Raw genomic sequence first — 19,691 nt, forward strand, 5'->3', positions numbered from 1 at the left:
TCAGCCGGCGCTGCGGCCGCGCGCGGCGGTCGCCCGCCCGGCCGACTTCGCCGACCGGGAGCCTGTCCCGCCACCACCGGCCGTCCTGCTCTTCTTGACGGTGGGGGTGGCGGCCCCCTTCGTCGCCGCCTTGGTGGTGGCCCGGGCGGCCCGCGCCGCCGTACCGCCCGCGGCGACCGCCTTGCCCTTCAGCGCGGGCGAGGCGCTGCGCGCCGTGGACACGGCGGCGGGCGGCGCCGGGGTCGTGACCACAGGCGCCGCACCTCCGGAGTCACCGGACGTCTCGTCCCCACGCTCCCGCGGCCGCGGCTGCGTCAGCCAGGCGACCGCTGCCCCCGTGACGGCGACCGGCCACTCGACGACGCCCGCGAGGCCGAGCACCCCGGCCCCCGTGTACACGACGAGCCGCCGCCCGCGCGGCGACACCGCGCCGACCTTGTCCAGCGCGCCCCCGGCGGCCCGGGTCACCGTCCCGGCCCCGGGCACCTTCCCCAGCACCGACGCGGCGGTGCGCAGCGGGAACGGCAGACTCGACGACTTCTCCTCGGCCTCGGCCATGGCTCACCTCACGTACGCGACAACCCGTTGCGAACCGGACGAGTGCCCGCGTCGGGGGAGGTCAACCGGGCCGTTCGGGCGAGCGTCGAACGGCCCGGGACGTCTCACCGCAGCGGTGAGGCCGGGGTCGGGACCACCCGGGTGACGGCGATCTTCTCGGCGAGGAGCAACTCGTGCACGGCCGGGCCGATCTCGTTCTTCCAGCGGTCGTGCTCGTACACGGCCGCGTACAGCGCCTCGCTCTGCGCCTCGTCCTCGAACCGGCGCATCCACACATAGCCGTCCTCGTCCTCGGCGTCGACGAAGGAGGCGGTCACGTCCACGCCCAGCGAGGCCTGGAACGGGATGACCACGTCCTCCATGTACCGCACCCACTCCTCGCGGCGCCCGGGCCGGACCTGGTAACGACGGATCTCGTAGTACACGCTGCTGCTCCGAACTTCTCGATGGTTCTCGACACTTCTCGACGACGGAAAAGTCAGCCGACGACGGAGGAAATCAGTCGGCGACAGTCAGGACGAGCTTCAGTCGGCGACGGTCAGGACGAGCTTGCCGCGGGTGCGGCCCGTCTCCCCGCGGGTGTGGGCCTCGGCGACCCGCTCCAGCGGGAACGTCTCCGCCACCTCCACGGTGACCTCACCGGCGTCGATCAGGCCCGCGATCGTGGTCAGCGCCGTGCCGTCCGGCTCGACGAGGTACGGGGTGGCCCGCACGCCCGCCGTCTCGGCGGCCGCCAGCAGGTCCGGGGAGACACCGGACGGCACGGCCACCAGCAGTCCGCCGGGGCGCAGCACCTTCAGCGCACGGGTGCTGGTCCGGTCGTGCGCGTCGCCCACCAGGTCGATGACGACGTCGACGCCGGAGACGGCGTCCTCGAAGCGGGTGGTGGTGTAGTCGACGGTCTCGTCGGCGCCGAGTTCCTTGAGCCAGGCGTGCCGGGCGGCACTGGCGGTGGCGATCACGTGGGCGCCGCGGTGCCGGGCGAACTGGACCGCGAAGTGGCCCACCCCGCCGGCGGCGGCCGTGATCAGCACGCGCTGTCCGGCCTGTACGCAGGCGGTGTCGACCACGGTCTGCCAGGCGGTCAGCGCCGCCAGCGGCACGGCGGCCGCGTGCACGTGGTCGAGGGTGGCGGGCTTGCGCGCCCACTGGCGGGCCGGCGCGGTCACGTACTCGGCGTAGGCGTTGGCGGCGCGCGGGAACCACGGCATGCCGTACACCTCGTCGCCGGGCGCGAGCGTGGTGACGCCGAAGCCGACCTTCTCGACGACCCCGGAGACGTCCCAGCCCAGGGCGAGCGGGAGCGTCTGCAGCCCGGCCATGCCCTGCCCCTCGCGGGTCTTCCAGTCCACCGGGTTGACGCCGGCGGCGTGCACCCGTACCAGCACCTCGGTCGGCAGCGGCTCGGGGCGCGCGACCTCCTCGACGGTCAGCACCTCCGGCCCGCCGAACTCCTTGACGGTGACGGCCCGCATGACGTGCTCGCTCATCGTGTCCTCGCTCAGGTAGCTCATGTGTTCAGATCCACTGTGTGTTCTGCGGGAACCTCGGTTCCCGCAGAACACACAGTGCCGGGCGCGCGGGGAGGCGAGTGAGTGGCCGGAGGGCCACCTGTCGTACCATTCCGGCCATGGCCCTGCCGCACCGTGTCGTCGTCCTCGCCCTCGACGGAGTCCTGCCGCTGGACCTGGGCATCCCGGCCCGGGTCTTCAACGAGGCCCGCACCCCGGACGGAACCCGTCTCTACTCCGTCACCACCTGCTCCCTGGGCGGCCGGCCGGTGCGCACGCACGAGGACTACCGGATCGTCGTCGACCACGACGAGTCGGCGCTGGAGAGTGCGGACACCGTCGTCCTCGCCACGCAGGAGCCGACCGCGCAGCTGCTCACGACCGGTGCGCTCCCCGCCGAGCTCGCCGCCGCGCTGGACCGCATCGGGCCGCGCACCCGCATCGTCAGCCTGTGCACCTCCGCCTTCCTGCTCGCGGCGGCCGGTCTGCTGGACGGCGGTCGGGCCACCACGCACTGGACGCTGTGCGACGCGCTGGCGCGGCGGTTCCCCGCCGTCGAGGTCGATCCGGACGTGCTGTTCGTCGACAACGGCCGCATCCTGACCTCCGCCGGCGGAGCGGCCGGCATCGACCTGTGCCTGCATCTGGTCCGCCTCGACCACGGGGCGGCGGTGGCCTCGGCCGCCGCGCGGCGCTGCGTGGTGGCCCCGTGGCGCGAGGGCGGCCAGGCGCAGTTCATCGAGCACCCGGTCCCGCGCGACACCGACCGCTCCACCTCGGCGACCCGCCAGTGGGCCCTCGACCGGCTGGCCGAGCCGCTCACCCTGGAGGACATGGCCCGGCACGCGCACATGAGCGTGCGCACGTTCACCCGGAAGTTCCGGAGCGAGGTGGGCAGCAGCCCGCTGAAGTGGCTGGCCCAGCGGCGGCTGGCGCACGCCCGCCTGCTCCTGGAGTCCACCGATCTGACCGTCGCCCGGATCGCCACCGCCTGCGGCTTCGGCGACCCCGTCGCCCTGCGCAAGCACTTCCACACCTACGTGGGCCTGTCCCCGCTGGCCTACCGCCGCGCCCACAGCGCACCGGAGCCGGCCGCGGCACGGTGACGACCTCCCGCCCCCGCCCGGGTACCGTCTCCCGCATGGCACCGACCAGCGACGTCCTCACCGCCGAGCGCATCCTCGAAGCCACCGAGGAGGTGCTGCGCCGCCACGGCCCCGCCAAGGCGACCGTGGTGGACGTGGCCCGCGCGCTCGGGGTCAGCCACGGCAGCGTGTACCGGCACTTCCGTACGAAGACGGCGCTGCGGGAGGCCGTGGCGCAGCGCTGGCTGGACCGCACCCACCAGGGGCTGGCCGGGATCGTCGACGACACCGCCCTCGCCCCGGCCGAACGGCTGCGCGCCTGGTTCCGCGCGCTGTTCGACATCAAGCGGCGCCGCGCGGTGGACGACCCGGAGCTGTTCGCCACGTTCGGCGTGCTGGCCGGGGAGAACAGCGCGATCGTCGACCGCCACGTCGGCGACCTCACCGCCCAGCTCACCACGATCGTCCGCGCCGGCATCTCCGACGGCACCTTCCGGCGGACCCTGGACCCGGCCCCCACCGCCACGGCCCTCCTCGACGCCACCTCCCGCTTCCACGCCCCGTACCACGCCCGCGACTGGCAGGACCCGGGCACCGAGGACCGTCTGGAGACGGTCCTCGACCTCCTGCTGGCCGGACTGCGGGCAGCCTGAAGCCGGCGCCGGCCACAAGGTTCCCGACCGGGTACTGCCCGCAGGCGCGTACGACGGGAGTGGGCCGTGCGGGTGCGTCGCAGTCCGTCGCGCAGCTCGTCGCAGCGCACACCCCCCGCCGGAGGCCGCCCAAGGCTGGTACCAGAGCCCCTTCATCCTGGTAGGAGCACCACCTGGCAACAGGCTCCCGCACACGGCACCCTGGAACCATGACGACGACCGCGCAGGAGACGCCCCCCGCACGAAAGGCCGCACGCGGGCGCCAGGGCTCCCCCTCCGCGGTACGGCGGCACGAACTGGCCGCCTTCCTGCGGCACCGCCGCGAGCATGTCACGCCCGAGCAGGTCGGGCTGCCCCGCGGCGTGCGCCGGCGCACCCCCGGGCTGCGCCGCGAGGAGGTCGCCCAGCTCTCCGCGGTCGGCGTCACCTGGTACACGTGGCTGGAGCAGGCCCGCAACATCCAGGTCTCGGTGCAGGTCCTGGACTCCCTCGCCCGGGCGCTGCTGCTCGACTCCAGCGAGCGCGCGCACCTGTTCAAGCTGGCCGGCGCCATCGACCCCGCCCCCGGCGCCGCCTCCACCGGTGTCACCGACGCCCAGCGCGTCCTGCTGAAGCAACTGGAGCCGCTGCCCGCCTGCGTGCAGAACAGCCGGTACGACATCATCGCCTACAACCGTACCTACGCCCTGATGCTGTGCGACATGGACGCGGTACCCCCGCAGGACCGCAACTGCATGCTGCTCGCCTACACCCACCCCGAGTGGCGCACATCACTGCCGCACCGCGAGGAGGTGCTGCGGCTGATGGCGGCCACGCTCCGCGCGTCGATGGCCGAGCATCTCGCCGACCCCGCCTGGAAGATGCTCCTGCACCGGCTGCGCACCGAGTCGGACGAGTTCGTCGAGTACTGGGAGCGGCACGAGGTGATGGGCCCGCTCGACAAGCGCAAGCAGTTCCACAACTCCCGGGTCGGCCTGCTCACCCTGGACCACACCGACCTCTGGCTGGGCCCGCGCAACGGCCCCCGCCTGGTCACGTACGTCCCGGTGGACGACGAGACCCGCGCCCGCCTGGAACGGCTGCACGCGATGGCGACGGGCGCATGAGAAACGCCGTTCCCCGCGGCCCCAGCGAGGGGCGCGAGGAACGGCGCGAACACCTGCGAACCGGCTAGCAGCCGACGAGCCGGCTCCCGAGGTAGCCCTCGATCTGGTCGAGGGACACCCGCTCCTGCTTCATCGAGTCCCGCTCCCGCACCGTCACCGCGTTGTCCTCGAGCGTGTCGAAGTCGACGGTCACGCAGAACGGCGTACCGATCTCGTCCTGGCGGCGGTAACGGCGCCCGATCGCGCCCGCGTCGTCGAACTCGATGTTCCAGTTCTGCCGCAGCGCCTGCGCGAGCCCCTTCGCCTTCGGCGACAGCTCGGCGTTGCGGGACAGCGGCAGGACGGCGACCTTGACCGGCGCCAGGCGCGGGTCGAGCCGCAGCACCGTGCGCTTCTCCATCTTGCCCTTGGCGTTGGGCGCCTCGTCCTCGACGTAGGCGTCGAGGAGGAAGGCCAGCATCGTGCGGCCGACACCGGCCGCCGGCTCGATGACGTACGGCGTCCAGCGCTCGCCGGCCTCCTGGTCGAAGTACGACAGGTCCTGGCCGGAGGCCTTGGCGTGGGCGCTCAGGTCGTAGTCGGTGCGGTTGGCGACGCCCTCGAGCTCGCCCCACTCCGAGCCGCCGAACCGGAAGCGGTACTCGATGTCGGCGGTGCGCTTGGAGTAGTGGGAGAGCTTCTCCTTCGGGTGCTCGTACCAGCGCATGTTCTCCTCACGCAGGCCCAGGCCCCGGTACCAGTTCCAGCGCTGCTCCATCCAGTACTCCTGCCACGTCTCGTCCTCGCCCGGCTTGACGAAGAACTCCATCTCCATCTGCTCGAACTCGCGGGTGCGGAAGATGAAGTTGCCGGGCGTGATCTCGTTGCGGAAGGACTTGCCCATCTGGGCGATGCCGAACGGCGGCTTGCGGCGCGAGGTCTGCTGGACCTGGGCGAAGTTGGTGAAGATGCCCTGGGCGGTCTCGGGGCGCAGGTAGGCGACCGAGCCGGAGTCCTGGGTGGGGCCGAGGTGCGTGGAGAGCAGGCCGGAGAACTGCTTGGGCTCGGTGAACGTGCCCTTGTTGCCGCAGTTGGGGCAGTTGATGTCGGCCAGGCCGCCTGCCGGGGCGTGCCCCTTCTTCTCCTCGTACGACTCTTCCAGGTGGTCGGCGCGGAAGCGCTTGTGGCAGGAGGTGCACTCGGTGAGCGGGTCGGTGAAGGTGGCGACGTGACCGGAGGCCACCCAGACCTCGGTGGCCAGGATCACCGACGAGTCGATACCGACGACGTCCTCGCGGGAGGTGACCATGTAACGCCACCACTGGCGCTTGATGTTCTCCTTGAGCTCGACGCCGAGCGGGCCGTAGTCCCAGGCGGCGCGCTGCCCGCCGTAGATCTCACTACAGGGGTACACGAACCCACGGCGCTTGCTCAGGCTGACGATGGTGTCGATCTTGTCGGCGGCCACGATGCTCTCTTCATACGACGGAACGGCGCGAATGCTTCAGGTTACCGGCGTGGCCCGGCCTCGCATCAAATCGGTGGGGCCGGTGTACGGACACCGGTGACAAAAGGGGCCGACCGACTCGCCGTCGGCCCTCCGGCGGCCCTCCGGCGGCGCTCACCACCCCTTCCCCACGGGCCCTTATTGACAATCGTTTCCATTCTCGTTGAAAATGACTGTCATGAACGTACGGCGCCGACTCATACCCACGGCCGCGCTGACCGCGGTCTCCGCGCTCACCCTCGCGGCCACCTCCGCCTGCTCCTCCGCCGACGCGGCGGGCGGCAGCACCGACAAGTTCGACGTCGTGGCGTCGTTCTACCCGCTCGCCTTCCTCGCCGAGTCCATCGGCGGCGACAACGTGCACGTCACGAGCCTGACCCAGCCCGGCCAGGAGCCGCACGACCTGGAGATCAGCGCCAAGCAGACCGCGCGGCTCCAGGAGTCCGACGCGGTGCTCTACCTGAACAACCTCCAGCCCTCCGTGGACGACGCCGTCGCCCAGTCCGAGGTCAAGACGAAGATCGACGCCGCCTCCCTGACCACGCTCGAGGAGCACGGCAACGAGGTCGGCGGGCACGCCGCCGAGCACGACGACGAGCACGGCGAGGAGGAGTCCGGCGGCAAGGACCCGCACATCTGGCTCGACCCCGTGCGCTACGCCGAGGTCGCCGAGGGCGTCGGCAAGGCCTTCGAGAAGGCCGACCCCGACCACGCCGACGCGTACCGCAAGAACACCGCGGCCCTGGTGAAGCGGCTCGACAAGCTCAACACGCGGTTCGAGACGGGCCTGAAGAACACCAGCTCCAAGGTCTTCATCACCACGCACGCCGCCTTCGGCTACCTCTCGGAGCGCTACGGCCTCACCGAGGAGGCCATCAACGGCCTGGACCCGGAGTCGGAGCCGAGCGCCGCCCGGGTCAAGGACCTGGAGAAGATGGCGAAGGCCGACGGCGTCACCACCGTCTTCTACGAGACGCTCGTCAGCGACAAGACCGCGAAGACGATCGCCGCCGACGCCGGTCTCAAGACGGACGTGCTGGACCCGATCGAGGGCATCACGGACAAGTCCCGCGGCGACGACTACTTCCAGGTGATGGAGTCCAACCTGAAGGCGCTCCAGAAGGCCCTGGGCAGCGAATGACCGGGCGCGACGACGCGGCGGACGGGCTCGGCGAGCCCGTCATCGCCCTGCGCGGGGTCACCGCCGAGCTGGGCTCACGGCCGGTGCTGCGCGGCATCGACCTGACCGTGCGGCGCGGCGAGGTCGTCGCCCTGCTCGGCGCCAACGGCTCCGGCAAGTCCACGGCGGTCCGTACGGTGATCGGCCAGGTGCCGGTCACCTCCGGCGACGTCGAACTGTTCGGCACGCCCCGGCGGCGGTTCCGCGACTGGCGGCGCGTGGGCTACGTGCCCCAGCGGACGACGGCCGCGGGCGGCGTGCCCGCCACGGTGACCGAGGTCGTCTCCTCCGGCCGGCTCTCCCGGACCCGCTTCGGCGTACTGCGCCGGGCCGACCGCGACGCCGTGCGCCACGCGCTGGAGCTGGTCGGCATGGCGGACCGCGCCAAGGACTCCGTCGACGCGCTCTCCGGCGGCCAGCACCAGCGGGTACTGATCGCCCGGGCGCTGGCCGCCGAGCCGGAGCTGCTGATCATGGACGAGCCGATGGCCGGCGTGGACCTGGTCAGCCAGGGCGTGCTCGCCGAGACCCTGCGCGGACAGGTCGCCGAGGGCGTCACCGTCCTGCTCGTCCTGCACGAACTGGGCCCGCTGGAACCGCTGATCGACCGCGCGGTCGTCCTGCGCGACGGCTGCGTCCTGCACGACGGCCCACCGCCGAAGGCCGTCGGCCAGCACGCCCTGCCGGGCCACGACCACGTCCACCCGCACGCGGCGGACACCGACCCGGCCCCCACGGGCCTGCTGAGCTGATGGACCTCCGATGGACATGTTGAACTACGCCTTCATGCAGCGGGCGCTGCTGGCCGCCGTGCTGGTGGGGATCACCGCGCCCGCGGTCGGCATCTACCTGGTGCAGCGCCGCCAGTCCCTGATGGGCGACGGCATCGGGCACGTCGCGATGACCGGCGTCGGCCTGGGCTTCCTGCTCTCCTGGTCCCCGGTGTGGATGGCGACGGCGGTCTCCGTCCTCGGCGCGGTGCTGATGGAGCTGATCCGCTGGTACGGCCGCACGCGCGGCGACATCGCGCTGGCGATGCTCTTCTACGGTGGCATGGCGGGCGGCGTCATGCTCATCAACCTGGCGCCGGGCGGCTCCAACGCCAACCTGACCTCGTATCTGTTCGGTTCGCTGTCGACGGTGTCGGAGTCGGACGTGACGGCGATCTGTGTGCTCGCCGCCTTCGTCGTCGTGGTCACCCTGGGGCTGCGGCGGCAACTGTTCGCGGTCAGCCAGGACGAGGAGTTCGCCCGGGTGACGGGCCTGCCCGTACGCGCGCTGAACCTGCTCACGGCGGTCACGGCGGCGGTCACCGTCACGGTGGCGATGCGGGTGGTGGGACTGCTGCTGGTCTCGGCCCTGATGGTGGTGCCGGTGGCGGCCGCGCAGCAGCTCGGCCGCAGCTTCGCGGCGACGTTCGCGCTCGCGGTGGCGATCGGCGTGAGCGTCACGATCGGCGGCACGGTGACGTCGTACTACCAGGACGTGCCGCCCGGCGCGACGATCGTGCTGCTGACGATCGCCGCGTTCCTGGTCCTCACGGCGCTCGCGGCGCCGCTGGCCAGGCGCAGGACCAGGCGTGCGGAGGCGGTGGCCGGGGACCCGGTGGAATGCGCCCTGCCGGAACGGGCAGCCTCCCCGCAGCGACCGGAAGCGACGCTTCCGGCGATGCGAGGACCTGCCGAGGGGGCCGACGCCTGACCCCGCACAGCCGGGGCTGGCACAATGGCCCCGCGAGACGCAGACGTGAGGAGGCAACGGTGACCACCGCCGGCCCGCCCGTACGGGGACGATCCACGCGCCAGCGCGCCGCCGTGGCGGCGGCCCTGGACGAGGTGGACGAGTTCCGCAGTGCCCAGGATCTGCACGACATGCTCAAGCACAAGGGCGACGCGGTCGGGCTGACCACGGTCTACCGCACGCTGCAGTCCCTCGCCGACGCCGGCGAGGTCGACGTCCTGCGCACGTCCGAGGGCGAGTCGGTCTACCGCCGCTGCTCCACCGGCGAACACCACCACCACCTGGTCTGCCGCGTCTGCGGCAAGGCGGTGGAGGTCGAGGGCCCCGCGGTCGAGAAATGGGCCGAATCCATCGCCGCGGCCCACGGCTACGTCAACGTGGACCACACGCTGGAGATCTTCGGCACGTGCGGGGACTGCGCGTCGTAGGGGAGCGCCCCGTCAGGGGCGCGGGGCTGGTCCGACCTGCGACTCCGCCGTGGGGCGCGGCCAACCACCGCGCCCCGCCACCTGCCTACTCCCGCTGCCGCCCCTCCATCGCCAACAACTCCTCATTGGGAATCGCTCCCCCGAACCTCCGGTCCCGCGACGCGAACTCCACACACGCCCGCCAGAGATCCCGCCGATCGAAGTCCGGCCACAACACATCCTGAAAAACCATCTCCGCATACGCGCTCTGCCAGATCAGGTAATTCGACGTCCGCTGCTCCCCACTGGGCCGCAGGAACATATCCACATCAGGCATGTCCGGGTAGTACAGGTACTTCGCCAGCGTCTTCTCACTGACCTTCGACGGCTCCAGCCGCCCGGCCCGCACATCCTCGGCCATCGCCTTCGCCGCGTCGGCGATCTCCGCCCGCCCCCCGTAATTCATGCAGAAGTACAACGTGATCCGGTCGTTGTCCTTCGTCTGCTCCTGCGCCTCCTGGAGCTCCTTCGCCACGGATTTCCACAGCTTCGGCATCCGCCCCACCCACCGCACCCGCACACCCAGCGAGTCGAGCTGGTCCCGGGACTTGTGAATGAAATCGCGGTTGAAGTTCATCAGGAAGCGCACCTCCTCGGGCGACCGCTTCCAGTTCTCGGTGGAGAAGGCGTACAGCGAGATCGCCCCGACACCCATCTCGATGCCGCCCTGGAGCACGTCGAGCACGCGCTCGGCCCCCACCTTGTGCCCCTCGGTCCGCGGCAGCCCCCGCTCCTTCGCCCACCGCCCGTTTCCGTCCATGACGATCGCGACATGCTTGGGGATCAGCTCACCCGGAAGCTTCGGCGGACGGGCACCGGACGGATGCGGCTCCGGCGTGCGGTACTCCCGGCGCCGGCCCCCCAGAAATCCACGTACGGCCATGTGCTCTTCGTCTCCTCTACTCACCAGGTCATTTCTCGACGTACCGCAAGGACCGCAACCCTCGCTCCAGATGCCAGTGCAGGTACGCGGACACCAGTCCGCTCCCCTCCCGCACGTACCGCCCCTCGCACGCGTCCGCCGTCGCCCAGTCCCCCGTGAGCAGCGCGCCGAGCAGGTCCAGGGCCTGCGGCGAGGGTACGACGCTGCCGGGCACCCGGCAGTCGACGCAGACGGCCCCGCCGGACGCCACCGAGAAGAACCGGTTGGGCCCCGGCATGCCGCACTTCGCGCAGTCGCCGAAGCTGGGCGCGTAGCCGTTGACGGCGAGGGAGCGCAGCAGGAAGGCGTCCAGCACGAGGTGCGGGGCGTGCTCGCCGCGGGCGAGCGTGCGCAGTCCGCCGACCAGCAGCAGGTACTGCTGCACGGCCGGCTCCCCCTCGTGGTCGGTGAACCGCTCGGCGGTCTCCAGCATGGCCGTCCCGGCGGTGTACCGGGCGTAGTCGGCGACGATGCCGCCGCCGTAGGGGGCGATGGTCTCGCTCTGCGTGCACAGCGGCAGCCCGCGCCCGACCAGCTCGCTCCCCTTGGCGAAGAACTGCACGTCCACGTGGGAGAAGGGCTCCAGCCGGGCTCCGAACTTCGACTTCGTGCGCCGCACCCCGCGGGCCACGGCCCGCACCCGTCCGTGACCGCGCGTGAGCAGCGTGATGATGCGGTCCGCCTCACCCAGCTTCTGGGTGCGCAGCACGATGCCGTCGTCGCGGAACAGGCTCATGCGCCCATTCTCGCCTACGCCCGGGGTGCGCCGGTCAAGGCACCTCGCCCCGGCTGCGGGCGTTCACGTACGCCGTCGCCGCGCTGAGCCGCTCGGCCGGGGTGGCGCTGCGCAGGGCCCCCGGCTCGACGTCCCACTCCCGCCCGCCGCCGAGCGGCCGGAGCTGCACGTAGGGCCCTTCGTGCCCCATGACGACGCCGAGCAACCCCCTCCGGGTGTCGACGGCGTAGGCACCGACGGGCGGCGTGCGGGGCTGCGGCTTACGGGGCCTCACCGCAACGCCGTCACGAGCCGGCCGGCCGTCTCGACGGAGCAGCGCCCCAGCTCCACGAGCGGACACGGCGCCTCCCGGGCGACGGACACGGGGTCCAGCCCCAGGGACGGCAGGACGATTCCCGCCTTCGCGAGCGCACTGCGCAATTCCTGCACGGTCTCCTCCGCCTCCTCGACGCAGAACGCCGAATGCTGTGCCGTCACGGTGGTTCCCCTTCTCTGCCGGGTTTCACTCTTCGCACCCACATGGTGACCCTCCGCGCCTACACTCGGCAGGAGTCTGCGCACTACAAGTGCGGGGCAGCACAGGGAGGTTGTCCATGGCCAACGGTTCCCGCCAGGCGGCATGGGAGTTCTTCGGCACGGAACTGAAACGACGAAGGGAGGACGCGGGCCTCACCCAGGCAGACCTGGGAATGCGGGTCTTCGTCTCCGGCGGCTACATCGGCCAGTTCGAACAGGCCATTCGCAAACCGCAACTGGACGTGGCCCAGCGGATCGACGGGGCCCTGCAAACCGACGGTATTTTCGAGCGGTTGTGGCGGAAGCTGATCAAAGACCAGCCGTACCGGGAGTATTTCGCGCACGCGGCGGAACTAGAGCGGCTGGCCACGGAGATCTGCGAGTACGCACCGGCAGTGGTCCCGGGGCTGCTCCAGACCCGGGAGTACGCGCGAGCGGTGTTCCTGGGGAACAACCCCCTCGCCACCGAGGAGTACCTGGAAGAGCTGATCAAGGGCCGCATGGACCGCACCCGGCTCCTCAAGGACGGGGCCCGGCCCAGGTATTGGGCCGTCCTCCACGAGGCGGTACTGCGCATCGCCATCGGAGGGCCCACCGTCATGGCCCGCCAACTGGACCACCTCGCCGCGCTGATGCGCGAGCGCACGGCGGTGCTGCAAGTGCTGCCGTTCGCGGCGGGCGCCCACCCGGAGATGGGCAAGATGATGAAGCTCATGGAGTTCGAGGACACTCCGCCGACCGTCTATACAGAAGCCGTGCTGTCGGGCAATCTGCTCGACGAACCGACCCTGGTGAGTCGCACCCGCTCGTCCTACGATCTGCTCAGGGCCGTCGCGTCGTCGCCGGAGACGTCCCTGACCCTGATCGAATCGGCAGCGGAGGACTACAGACGATGCGCGGGTACGACCTGACGAACGCCCGCTGGCGCAAGAGCACGTACAGCGGCGGCAACGGCGGTGAGGACTGCCTCGAGGTCGCCCACGACTTCCCCGGCGCCGCCCGCTGGCGCAAGAGCAGTTACAGCGGCGGCAACGGCGGTGAAGCCTGCGTCGAGGTAGCCGACGGAGTCCCCGGCATCGTCCCCGTCCGGGACAGCAAGATCCCGGACGGCCCCGTCGTCCTCGTCGGCCCGGCCGCCTGGACCGACTTCGTCGACGCGGTGGCACACGTCACCGGCCGGTGAACCCACGAATCCGACGCGGAAAGCCGGGAGCCGCGCTCAACCGACCTTGCGCAGCTCCCCGTCCGCGAAGACGGCAACCAGCATCAGGTTGCCGCCCAGCGCTTCGACGTACCTGGCCACGACGTCCGTACCGGACACCTGGCCACTCTCGATCTGCGAGACCCGTCCCTTGCTCACCCCCATGCGTTCGGCCACGTCCGCCTGGGTGTACCCACGTTCCTGACGCATCTCGACCAACCGCCAGGCGCGCGATGCGGTGAGCAACCGCTGAGCCCCTTCGAGGAACGCCTCCCGCCCACCGGCGAGTTCCTCCGCCCGCTGACGGTGCCCGCTGGCAGACCACGCAGTGTGTCCACTCACTTCCCCGACTCCTTCTTCCGATCAGTCAGGTATTCCGCATAACGCCGCTCGGCCAACGGGATCGCCTCGTCGTACCACGCACTCCAGTTACCGGACTTGTCTCCCGCCACCAGAAGGATCGCGGAACGCCACGGGTCGAACATGAACAGAACGCGCACCTCGCTGCGCCCCGCCGAGCCAGGACGCAACTCCTTGAGATTGTGCAGGGCCGATCCCTTGATCCGGTCGACCAGGGGACGCCCTTCGGCGGGACCGTGGCAGGCCAGGACCCAGATCGCCTGATTCACCAGCACATACGAACCGGGGTCGGTCTTCTCCAGCTCGTGCAGCCATTGATCCACCTCGGTGGTCAGGTAGACATCCCACTCTTCTCCACCCTCAACCCTTTCGCGAGTTTAGCATCCACTAAACCCGCACGGCTTGCCGGCGAAAGCCCCACGTGGGAATGTTCACCCGAACGAGGAAAAACGCGCCGGGGCCCGGCACGCGGTCACGACGGCGTACGCGCCGACTCCAGGAGGCGGGTGACCTCGTCCGCCGGGAGGGTCAGGGCGGCGCCCACCGTGGCCAGGACGTCCCGTTCCGCGGGGGTGTCGGGGCCGTCGGCCAGGGCGATGCGGGCGCCCTGGAGGAAGATGGACTCGCGGCCGGCGGGGGCCAGGTGGGGCGTCAGGGGGTCGAGCGCCTCGTGGAGCTCTATGGCGAGCCCGGGGCCGCACGCGCGGCCGTAGACGCGGCCCGTGTCCGCCTCCAGCGCCTCGACGAGCGCGGCGAGCTGGCCCTCCGTGCAGTCGTCGAAGCCGGCCGCGCGCACGGCGACGGCGGCGGTCTCCAGCGACGTACGGGAGGTGCTGCCGCCCGCCGCGAGGACGGCGAGGGCGACCGTGTGCACGGCGTCCCGCAGCATCGCCGCGAAGCGGACGGTGGTGGGGTGGTCCAGCACGTCCGTGCCGTAGTGGTGGCGGCAGGCGGCGCATTCGACCACGGGGCCCGTCTCGCCGCGCGGCAGCACCGGCACGCCCGCCACGGCCAGCCGGCGCCGGCCGGTCAGCCGCTGGTAGTTGCGGTCACCGCCACAGCCGGGGCAGAAGAACTCGCCGTCGCCGACGGCGGTCCACGCCGTACGGGTGCCGACGAGGCGGGTCACGGGGATCGCGAGCGCGCGCGGCACGCGTCGGTGGCCGGCTTTGTGGCCGCTTCGTCCCCGTCCTGGCAGCACGTCGCACCTCCGTAACTCCCCCGCGCCCTGCGAGGGGCGCGAGTGGTGCCGCGACGACGTCGTCGCGTCTGCGTGATGTTAGCCACATCGTCGACGCGTAGTCAGTACCTTGGACGAGACCTATGTGTGACCCTTACACGGATTGGCCGGTTGCCGACGGTCCGACGACGGACCCCCGCCCGCCGGAAAAGGCGAACAGGGGTCAAAGACGCCGAGGTCAGGGCCGGAGGGCCGGTTCAGCGGGCGGCGCGGTTGACCGCCGAGACGACCGCCTTCAGCGAGGCACGTGTCGTATTCGCGTCGATCCCGATCCCCCACAGGACCTTCCCGTCGATCGCACATTCGATGTAGGAGGCGGCCTGCGCGGAGGCCCCCTCGCTCATCGTGTGCTCCTGGTAGTCCAGCAGCCGTACGTCGATGCCGAGGGACTGCAGGGCGTCGAAGAACGCGGAGATCGGGCCGTTGCCGGAGCCGGTCAGGACCGTGTCCTCGCCGTCGACCGTCGCCTCGACCGTGAGCGTGTCCACGCCGTCGGTGTCCGTGGTCGACTGCCCCGTCCTGACCTGGACGCGGCCCCAGGGGTTGTCCGGGTTGGGCAGGTACTCGTCCTGGAAGGTCGCCCAGATGTCGGCGGGAGTGATCTCGCCGCCCTCGGCGTCCGTCTTCGCCTGGATGATCTTCGAGAACTCGATCTGCATCCGGCGCGGCAGGTCCAGCTTGTGGTCGTTCTTCAGGACGTACGCGATGCCGCCCTTGCCGGACTGCGAGTTGACGCGGATGACGGCCTCGTAGGAGCGGCCGACGTCCTTGGGGTCGATCGGCAGGTACGGGACCGCCCACTCGATGTCGTCGACGGTGACGCCCTTGGCCTTCGCGTCGGCCTCCATGGCGTCGAAGCCCTTCTTGATGGCGTCCTGGTGGGAGCCGGAGAAGGACGTGTAGACCAGGTCGCCCACGTACGGGTGGCGCGGGTGGACCTCCATCTGGTTGCAGTACTCCCAGGTGCGGCGGATCTCGTCGATCTGGGAGAAGTCGATCTGCGGGTCGACGCCCTGGGAGAACAGGTTCATGCCCAGGGTGACCAGGTCGACGTTGCCGGTGCGCTCGCCCTGCCCGAACAGGCAGCCCTCGACGCGGTCGGCGCCGGCCATGACGGCCAGCTCCGCCGCCGCCACGGCCGTGCCGCGGTCGTTGTGCGGGTGCACCGACAGGCAGACGTGCTCGCGGCGGGAGAGGTTGCGGTGCATCCACTCGAAGCGGTCCGCGTGCGTGGACGGGGTGGAACGCTCGACGGTGGCGGGCAGGTTGAGGATGATCTCGCGGCCCGGTCCGGGCTGGTAGACGTCCATCACCGCCTCGCAGACCTCCAGCGCGAAGTCCAGCTCGGTGTCGGTGAAGATCTCGGGGCTGTACTGGTAGCCGAACTCCGTCTCCGGGCCCAGCAGCTTCTCCGCGTACTCCATCACCAGACGCGTGCCGTCGACGGCGATCTGCTTGATGTCGTCCTTGGAGCCGCGGAAGACGACCCGGCGGAAGACCGGCGCGGTCGCGTTGTACAGGTGGACGGTGGCCCGCTTGGCGCCCTTCAGGGACTCCACGGTCCGCTCGATCAGGTCCTCGCGGGCCTGGGTCAGTACGGAGATCGTGACGTCGTCCGGGATCGCGCCCTCTTCCTCGATGATCGAGCGCACGAAGTCGTAGTCGGTCTGACCGGAGGCCGGGAAGCCGACCTCGATCTCCTTGTAGCCCATCTTCACCAGCAGGTCGAACATCGCGCGCTTGCGCGCGGGCGACATGGGGTCGATCAGGGCCTGGTTGCCGTCGCGCAGGTCGGTGGAGAGCCAGCGGGGGGCGGTGGTGATGCGCGCTTCCGGCCAGGTGCGGTCGGGGATGTCGACCTGGTCGTAGCGGCCGTACTTGTGGATCGGCATGGTGCTGGGCTGCTGGCGGTTTGCCATGGTGGCGTGGGCTCCTCGAAGTGTCCGCGGGTCAGCGGGTCCGGAAGGGACGGCCGACGGCGCAACGCCGAACTCCGCGGGGAGGGGGTCGGCCTCGACTACAGGCCCTCGCCGCGGCAGCTAAGGAGAAGCAGCCCGATACGCATGATGCTCCGCATGCTAGCGGAGCCGGTGCGGTGGGCGGGGCCCCGTATCAGTATGCGGGACCGGGGGCTCTTTCCCGCGGCCCCCGCGCGTCAGCCCACGTTCCGCCGTTCACCAATTCCGGTAGCACCTGGTGACAATCAGGTAACGCAGTGCAATCGTTGCCGTATGACTCAACACGGGGGCCCCGCGCCTGTCTTCTGTTCCATCGTTCCGCCGCACGTCCTCGACCGGCTCGCCCGGCACGGGGATCCGGCGCTCGCCCGTCCCGCCCGGCGCACGCTGGAGCGTGACGCGCTGGAGCGCACCCGCCGGCGGCTGACCACCGTCGTCGGAGCGGCCGCCGTCGCCGCGCGTCCCGGCGCCGAGGACGGGAAGCCGCACCGCACGGTCTACGACGCCGGCCACGGCACGGAGCTGCCCGGCCGGAAGGTGCGCGGGGAGGGCGACGAGCCGACCGCCGACGCCACCGTCAACCGCGCCCACGCGGGCCTCGGCGCCACGTTCGACCTGTACCTCAAGGCGTACGGCCGCGACTCCATCGACGGCTCCGGACTGCCGCTCGACGCCACCGTGCACTACGACGAGGACTACAACAACGCCTTCTGGAACGGCGAGCAGATGGTGTTCGGCGACGGGGACGGGGAGATCTTCCTCGACTTCACCCTCCCCGTCGACGTCATCGGCCACGAGCTGACCCACGGCGTCACCCAGCACACCGCCAACCTCGCCTACTTCGGCCAGTCCGGCGCGCTCAACGAGTCGCTGTCGGACGTCTTCGGCTCGCTGATCAAGCAGTACACCCTCGGCCAGACCGCCGCCGAGGCGGACTGGCTGATCGGCGCCGGGCTCCTCGCGCCCCGCGTCACCGGCACGGCGCTGCGCTCGATGAAGGAGCCGGGCTCGGCGTACGACGACGACGTCCTCGGCAAGGACCCGCAGCCGGGCACGATGGAGGACTACGTGCACACCGGCAGCGACAACGGCGGCGTGCACATCAACTCCGGCATCCCCAACCACGCCTTCTACCTGGCCGCCACCGCGCTCGGCGGCCACGCCTGGGAACGGGCCGGACAGGTCTGGTACGACGTGCTGACCGGCGGCGAACTGCACGAGGACGCCCTGTTCGTCGACTTCGCCACCCTCACCGTCTCCGCCGCCCGCGAGCGGTACGGCGCGGGCAAGGAGCTCCAGGCCGTCCTCAAGGCGTGGGAGCAGGTGGGGGTGCGCACGCTGTAGATCCGTACTACACAGAACGCCATGCGGATTCAGGTGAGGCGTACCGGGGGTTTCGCGGGCATCGAGCGGCGGGCCGAGGTGGACACCGCCGGGCGGCCCGACGCCGGGGAGTGGCGGGCGCTGGCCGAGCGGGCGCTGGCGGGCGGCCGGGACCGGCCCCCGTCCGGCGTCCCGGACGGCTTCGGCTACCGGATCACGGTCGACGGGACGACGGTGTACTGCGCGGACCCCCGGCTGACCGAGGCGCAGCGCGAGCTGGTCTCCCGCGTGCTCAAGGAGGGCGCGTGAGCCCGGCCCCGGCACCCTCGCCGCTCCCCCGGTTCCCGGCCGGGTTCCTGTGGGGCGTGTCCACCTCGGCGCACCAGATCGAGGGGGCGGCGGACGCGCGCGAGCCGTCCGTGTGGGACGCGTTCACCGCCGCGCCGGGGCGCGTGAAGGACGGCTCGACGGCGGCGGTGGCCTGCGACCACTACCACCGCCACGCCGAGGACGTGGCGCTGCTGCGCGGCCTCGGCGTGGACGCGTACCGCTTCTCGGTCTCCTGGCCGCGCGTCAACGACCCCGGTGGCCTGGACTTCTACGACCGCCTGGTGGACGAGCTGTGCGCGGCCGGCGTACGGCCGGTGCCGACCCTCTTCCACTGGGACCTGCCGCTCGCCGTGGAGGAGGCCGGGGGCTGGCGGTCGCGGGAGACGGCGGAGCGGTTCGCGGAGTACGTGGCCCGGGTCGCCGCACGGCTCGGCGACCGCGTGCCCACCTGGCTCACGCTCAACGAGCCCGCCGAGCACACCCTCCTCGGCCATGCGCTCGGCATCCACGCCCCCGGCCACCGGCTGCTCTTCGACGCGCTGCCCGTCGCCCACCACCAGCTCCTGGCGCACGGCCTGGCGGTACGGGCGCTGCGCGCGGCCGGGGCTGAGGACGTCGGGATCGCCAACTCCCACGGTCCGACCTGGCCGGCCTCCCAGGACCCGGCGGATCTGGAGGCGGCCGGTTTCTACGACCTGCTCCTGAACCGCCTCTTCGCCGACCCGCTGCTGCTCGGCGCCTACCCCGACGGCCTCGGCGAGCTGATGCCGGGCACGGCGGCCCAGGTGGAGGCCGACCTGAAGGTGATCGCCGAGCCGATCGACCGGTACGGGATCAACTACTACGCACCGACCCGGGTGGGCGCCCCGCAGGGCACGGAGATCGAGTTCGGGGGCGTCACGATGCCCGCCGAACTGCCCTTCTCGGTGCGGGAGATCGAGGGCCGCCCGGTGACGGACTTCGGCTGGCCGGTGGTCCCGGAGGGGCTCACCGAACTGCTCACCGCCTTCCGCGACCGCTACGGCGACCGGCTGCCCCCGGTGACGATCACGGAGAACGGCTGCTCCTACGAGGGCCTGGACGACCGGGAGCGGATCGCCTACCTCGACGGGCACGTGCGCGCGCTGCACGAGGCGATCGAGGCGGGCGTGGACGTACGGGGCTACTTCGTGTGGTCGCTGCTGGACAACTTCGAGTGGGCGGAGGGGTACGCCCGGCGCTTCGGCCTGGTGCACGTGGACTTCGCGACGCTGGAGCGGACCCCGAAGGCGTCGTACCACTGGCTGCGGGAGGCGCTGCGGGCCCAGCGCGGCTGAGCA

General features: G+C 71.3%; 24 protein-coding genes. 12 read left to right on the forward strand and 12 right to left on the reverse strand.

What is annotated here, in order from left to right:
* The 3 genes from OIE12_RS10540 to OIE12_RS10550 form a co-directional block, all read right to left on the reverse strand.
* The gene (locus OIE12_RS10540) at window positions 1–558 is read right to left on the reverse strand and encodes a hypothetical protein (protein WP_329134063.1); all 558 of its coding nucleotides are present in this window, start codon (window positions 556–558) and stop codon (window positions 1–3) included.
* Window positions 559–662: 104 nt separating this feature from the next.
* A complete protein-coding gene (locus OIE12_RS10545; protein ID WP_329134065.1) occupies window positions 663–983 on the reverse strand; it encodes an NIPSNAP family protein in 321 nt (106 codons plus the stop codon).
* Between the two features lie 99 nt (window positions 984–1,082).
* Window positions 1,083–2,048 (reverse strand): NADP-dependent oxidoreductase, encoded by a 966-nt coding sequence (locus tag OIE12_RS10550; RefSeq protein ID WP_329141845.1) that lies wholly within the window; start codon window positions 2,046–2,048, stop codon window positions 1,083–1,085.
* A 146-nt stretch (window positions 2,049–2,194) separates the two neighbouring features.
* Between OIE12_RS10550 and OIE12_RS10555 the strand changes: the two genes are divergently transcribed.
* From OIE12_RS10555 to OIE12_RS10565, 3 genes are all read left to right on the forward strand, one after another.
* Window positions 2,195–3,175, forward strand: a complete 981-nt coding sequence (locus OIE12_RS10555; protein ID WP_329141846.1) for a GlxA family transcriptional regulator — start codon at window positions 2,195–2,197, stop codon at window positions 3,173–3,175.
* A gap of 35 nt (window positions 3,176–3,210) precedes the next feature.
* Window positions 3,211–3,807 carry a TetR family transcriptional regulator gene (locus OIE12_RS10560; protein ID WP_329134066.1) on the forward strand — a complete coding sequence of 199 codons (597 nt, stop codon included), beginning with the start codon at window positions 3,211–3,213 and terminating at the stop codon, window positions 3,805–3,807.
* A 209-nt stretch (window positions 3,808–4,016) separates the two neighbouring features.
* On the forward strand, window positions 4,017–4,913 hold the full coding sequence (locus tag OIE12_RS10565) for a helix-turn-helix transcriptional regulator (RefSeq protein ID WP_329134068.1): 897 nt from the start codon (window positions 4,017–4,019) through the stop codon (window positions 4,911–4,913).
* Window positions 4,914–4,977: 64 nt separating this feature from the next.
* On the opposite strand, the gene OIE12_RS10570 is transcribed toward OIE12_RS10565, so the two are convergent.
* On the reverse strand, window positions 4,978–6,360 hold the full coding sequence (locus OIE12_RS10570) for a glycine--tRNA ligase (protein ID WP_329134070.1): 1,383 nt from the start codon (window positions 6,358–6,360) through the stop codon (window positions 4,978–4,980).
* Window positions 6,361–6,577: 217 nt separating this feature from the next.
* On the opposite strand from OIE12_RS10570, the gene OIE12_RS10575 reads away from it, so the two are divergent.
* Genes OIE12_RS10575 through OIE12_RS10590 form a run of 4 tightly spaced genes read left to right on the forward strand, consistent with a single transcriptional unit; the run spans window position 6,578 to window position 9,747 of the window.
* Window positions 6,578–7,540 (forward strand): metal ABC transporter substrate-binding protein, encoded by a 963-nt coding sequence (locus OIE12_RS10575; protein WP_329134072.1) that lies wholly within the window; start codon window positions 6,578–6,580, stop codon window positions 7,538–7,540.
* The gene (locus OIE12_RS10580; RefSeq protein ID WP_329134074.1) at window positions 7,537–8,331 is read left to right on the forward strand and encodes a metal ABC transporter ATP-binding protein; all 795 of its coding nucleotides are present in this window, start codon (window positions 7,537–7,539) and stop codon (window positions 8,329–8,331) included. Before OIE12_RS10575 ends, OIE12_RS10580 begins: the two co-directional genes overlap by 4 nt.
* Window positions 8,332–8,341: 10 nt before the next feature.
* The gene (locus OIE12_RS10585) at window positions 8,342–9,280 is read left to right on the forward strand and encodes a metal ABC transporter permease (RefSeq protein WP_329134077.1); all 939 of its coding nucleotides are present in this window, start codon (window positions 8,342–8,344) and stop codon (window positions 9,278–9,280) included.
* Window positions 9,281–9,339: 59 nt separating this feature from the next.
* Complete coding sequence (locus tag OIE12_RS10590; RefSeq protein ID WP_329134079.1) at window positions 9,340–9,747, forward strand: Fur family transcriptional regulator; 408 nt, start codon at window positions 9,340–9,342, stop codon at window positions 9,745–9,747.
* 85 nt (window positions 9,748–9,832) lie between these two features.
* Here OIE12_RS10590 and OIE12_RS10595 read toward each other — a convergent pair whose 3' ends face one another.
* The 4 genes from OIE12_RS10595 to OIE12_RS10610 are packed head-to-tail and all read right to left on the reverse strand — an operon-like array spanning window position 9,833 to window position 11,921.
* Window positions 9,833–10,669, reverse strand: a complete 837-nt coding sequence (locus OIE12_RS10595; protein ID WP_329134081.1) for an isoprenyl transferase — start codon at window positions 10,667–10,669, stop codon at window positions 9,833–9,835.
* 28 nt (window positions 10,670–10,697) lie between these two features.
* Entirely contained in the window at window positions 10,698–11,444 is a 747-nt protein-coding gene (gene recO, locus OIE12_RS10600) for a DNA repair protein RecO (protein WP_329134083.1), read from the reverse strand.
* 34 nt (window positions 11,445–11,478) lie between these two features.
* Window positions 11,479–11,718, reverse strand: a complete 240-nt coding sequence (locus OIE12_RS10605; RefSeq protein ID WP_329134085.1) for a hypothetical protein — start codon at window positions 11,716–11,718, stop codon at window positions 11,479–11,481.
* Window positions 11,715–11,921, reverse strand: coding sequence for a hypothetical protein (locus OIE12_RS10610; protein WP_329134087.1), 207 nt, complete (start codon window positions 11,919–11,921; stop codon window positions 11,715–11,717). Before OIE12_RS10610 ends, OIE12_RS10605 begins: the two co-directional genes overlap by 4 nt.
* 116 nt (window positions 11,922–12,037) lie before the next feature.
* Here OIE12_RS10610 and OIE12_RS10615 point away from each other — a divergent pair, with 116 nt between their 5' ends.
* Together OIE12_RS10615 and OIE12_RS10620 are read left to right on the forward strand one after the other, a co-directional pair.
* Window positions 12,038–12,871: a helix-turn-helix domain-containing protein gene (locus OIE12_RS10615; RefSeq protein ID WP_329134089.1), complete on the forward strand. Its 834-nt coding sequence runs from the start codon at window positions 12,038–12,040 to the stop codon at window positions 12,869–12,871.
* Window positions 12,853–13,143, forward strand: a complete 291-nt coding sequence (locus OIE12_RS10620; protein ID WP_329134090.1) for a DUF397 domain-containing protein — start codon at window positions 12,853–12,855, stop codon at window positions 13,141–13,143. Before OIE12_RS10615 ends, OIE12_RS10620 begins: the two co-directional genes overlap by 19 nt.
* A gap of 36 nt (window positions 13,144–13,179) precedes the next feature.
* Here OIE12_RS10620 and OIE12_RS10625 read toward each other — a convergent pair whose 3' ends face one another.
* From OIE12_RS10625 to leuA, 4 genes are all read right to left on the reverse strand, one after another.
* Window positions 13,180–13,503, reverse strand: coding sequence for a helix-turn-helix domain-containing protein (locus tag OIE12_RS10625; RefSeq protein WP_329134092.1), 324 nt, complete (start codon window positions 13,501–13,503; stop codon window positions 13,180–13,182).
* Window positions 13,500–13,844, reverse strand: a complete 345-nt coding sequence (locus OIE12_RS10630; RefSeq protein ID WP_329134094.1) for a type II toxin-antitoxin system RelE/ParE family toxin — start codon at window positions 13,842–13,844, stop codon at window positions 13,500–13,502. Before OIE12_RS10630 ends, OIE12_RS10625 begins: the two co-directional genes overlap by 4 nt.
* A 149-nt stretch (window positions 13,845–13,993) precedes the next feature.
* On the reverse strand, window positions 13,994–14,722 hold the full coding sequence (locus tag OIE12_RS10635; protein WP_030382058.1) for a TerB family tellurite resistance protein: 729 nt from the start codon (window positions 14,720–14,722) through the stop codon (window positions 13,994–13,996).
* A gap of 236 nt (window positions 14,723–14,958) precedes the next feature.
* The gene (leuA, locus tag OIE12_RS10640; RefSeq protein WP_329134096.1) at window positions 14,959–16,680 is read right to left on the reverse strand and encodes a 2-isopropylmalate synthase; all 1,722 of its coding nucleotides are present in this window, start codon (window positions 16,678–16,680) and stop codon (window positions 14,959–14,961) included.
* A gap of 312 nt (window positions 16,681–16,992) precedes the next feature.
* Here leuA and OIE12_RS10645 point away from each other — a divergent pair, with 312 nt between their 5' ends.
* The 3 genes from OIE12_RS10645 to OIE12_RS10655 are packed head-to-tail and all read left to right on the forward strand — an operon-like array spanning window position 16,993 to window position 19,688.
* Window positions 16,993–18,063, forward strand: coding sequence for a M4 family metallopeptidase (locus tag OIE12_RS10645; RefSeq protein WP_329134098.1), 1,071 nt, complete (start codon window positions 16,993–16,995; stop codon window positions 18,061–18,063).
* Window positions 18,064–18,084: 21 nt separating this feature from the next.
* Window positions 18,085–18,351: a protealysin inhibitor emfourin gene (locus OIE12_RS10650; protein WP_030382054.1), complete on the forward strand. Its 267-nt coding sequence runs from the start codon at window positions 18,085–18,087 to the stop codon at window positions 18,349–18,351.
* Window positions 18,348–19,688, forward strand: coding sequence for a GH1 family beta-glucosidase (locus tag OIE12_RS10655; RefSeq protein ID WP_329134101.1), 1,341 nt, complete (start codon window positions 18,348–18,350; stop codon window positions 19,686–19,688). The genes OIE12_RS10650 and OIE12_RS10655 overlap by 4 nt, the downstream gene beginning before the upstream one ends.
* Window positions 19,689–19,691 lie beyond the last annotated feature (3 nt).

Origin of the sequence: Streptomyces sp. NBC_00670 (assembly GCF_036226765.1) — a bacterium.
Taxonomy (GTDB): domain Bacteria; phylum Actinomycetota; class Actinomycetes; order Streptomycetales; family Streptomycetaceae; genus Streptomyces.

Bases quoted from the DNA above. Each gene is read 5' to 3' on its own strand.
- recO (WP_329134083.1), bottom strand. From the start codon at position 11,444: ATGAGCCTGTTCCGCGACGACGGCATCGTGCTGCGCACCCAGAAGCTG.
- OIE12_RS10620 (WP_329134090.1), top strand. From the start codon at position 12,853: ATGCGCGGGTACGACCTGACGAACGCCCGCTGGCGCAAGAGCACGTAC.
- leuA (WP_329134096.1), bottom strand. From the start codon at position 16,680: ATGGCAAACCGCCAGCAGCCCAGCACCATGCCGATCCACAAGTACGGC.
- OIE12_RS10595 (WP_329134081.1), bottom strand. From the start codon at position 10,669: ATGGCCGTACGTGGATTTCTGGGGGGCCGGCGCCGGGAGTACCGCACG.
- OIE12_RS10585 (WP_329134077.1), top strand. From the start codon at position 8,342: ATGGACATGTTGAACTACGCCTTCATGCAGCGGGCGCTGCTGGCCGCC.
- OIE12_RS10560 (WP_329134066.1), top strand. From the start codon at position 3,211: ATGGCACCGACCAGCGACGTCCTCACCGCCGAGCGCATCCTCGAAGCC.
- OIE12_RS10615 (WP_329134089.1), top strand. From the start codon at position 12,038: ATGGCCAACGGTTCCCGCCAGGCGGCATGGGAGTTCTTCGGCACGGAA.
- OIE12_RS10580 (WP_329134074.1), top strand. From the start codon at position 7,537: ATGACCGGGCGCGACGACGCGGCGGACGGGCTCGGCGAGCCCGTCATC.
- OIE12_RS10645 (WP_329134098.1), top strand. From the start codon at position 16,993: ATGACTCAACACGGGGGCCCCGCGCCTGTCTTCTGTTCCATCGTTCCG.
- OIE12_RS10540 (WP_329134063.1), bottom strand. From the start codon at position 558: ATGGCCGAGGCCGAGGAGAAGTCGTCGAGTCTGCCGTTCCCGCTGCGC.
- OIE12_RS10575 (WP_329134072.1), top strand. From the start codon at position 6,578: ATGAACGTACGGCGCCGACTCATACCCACGGCCGCGCTGACCGCGGTC.
- OIE12_RS10550 (WP_329141845.1), bottom strand. From the start codon at position 2,048: ATGAGCGAGCACGTCATGCGGGCCGTCACCGTCAAGGAGTTCGGCGGG.
- OIE12_RS10565 (WP_329134068.1), top strand. From the start codon at position 4,017: ATGACGACGACCGCGCAGGAGACGCCCCCCGCACGAAAGGCCGCACGC.
- OIE12_RS10650 (WP_030382054.1), top strand. From the start codon at position 18,085: ATGCGGATTCAGGTGAGGCGTACCGGGGGTTTCGCGGGCATCGAGCGG.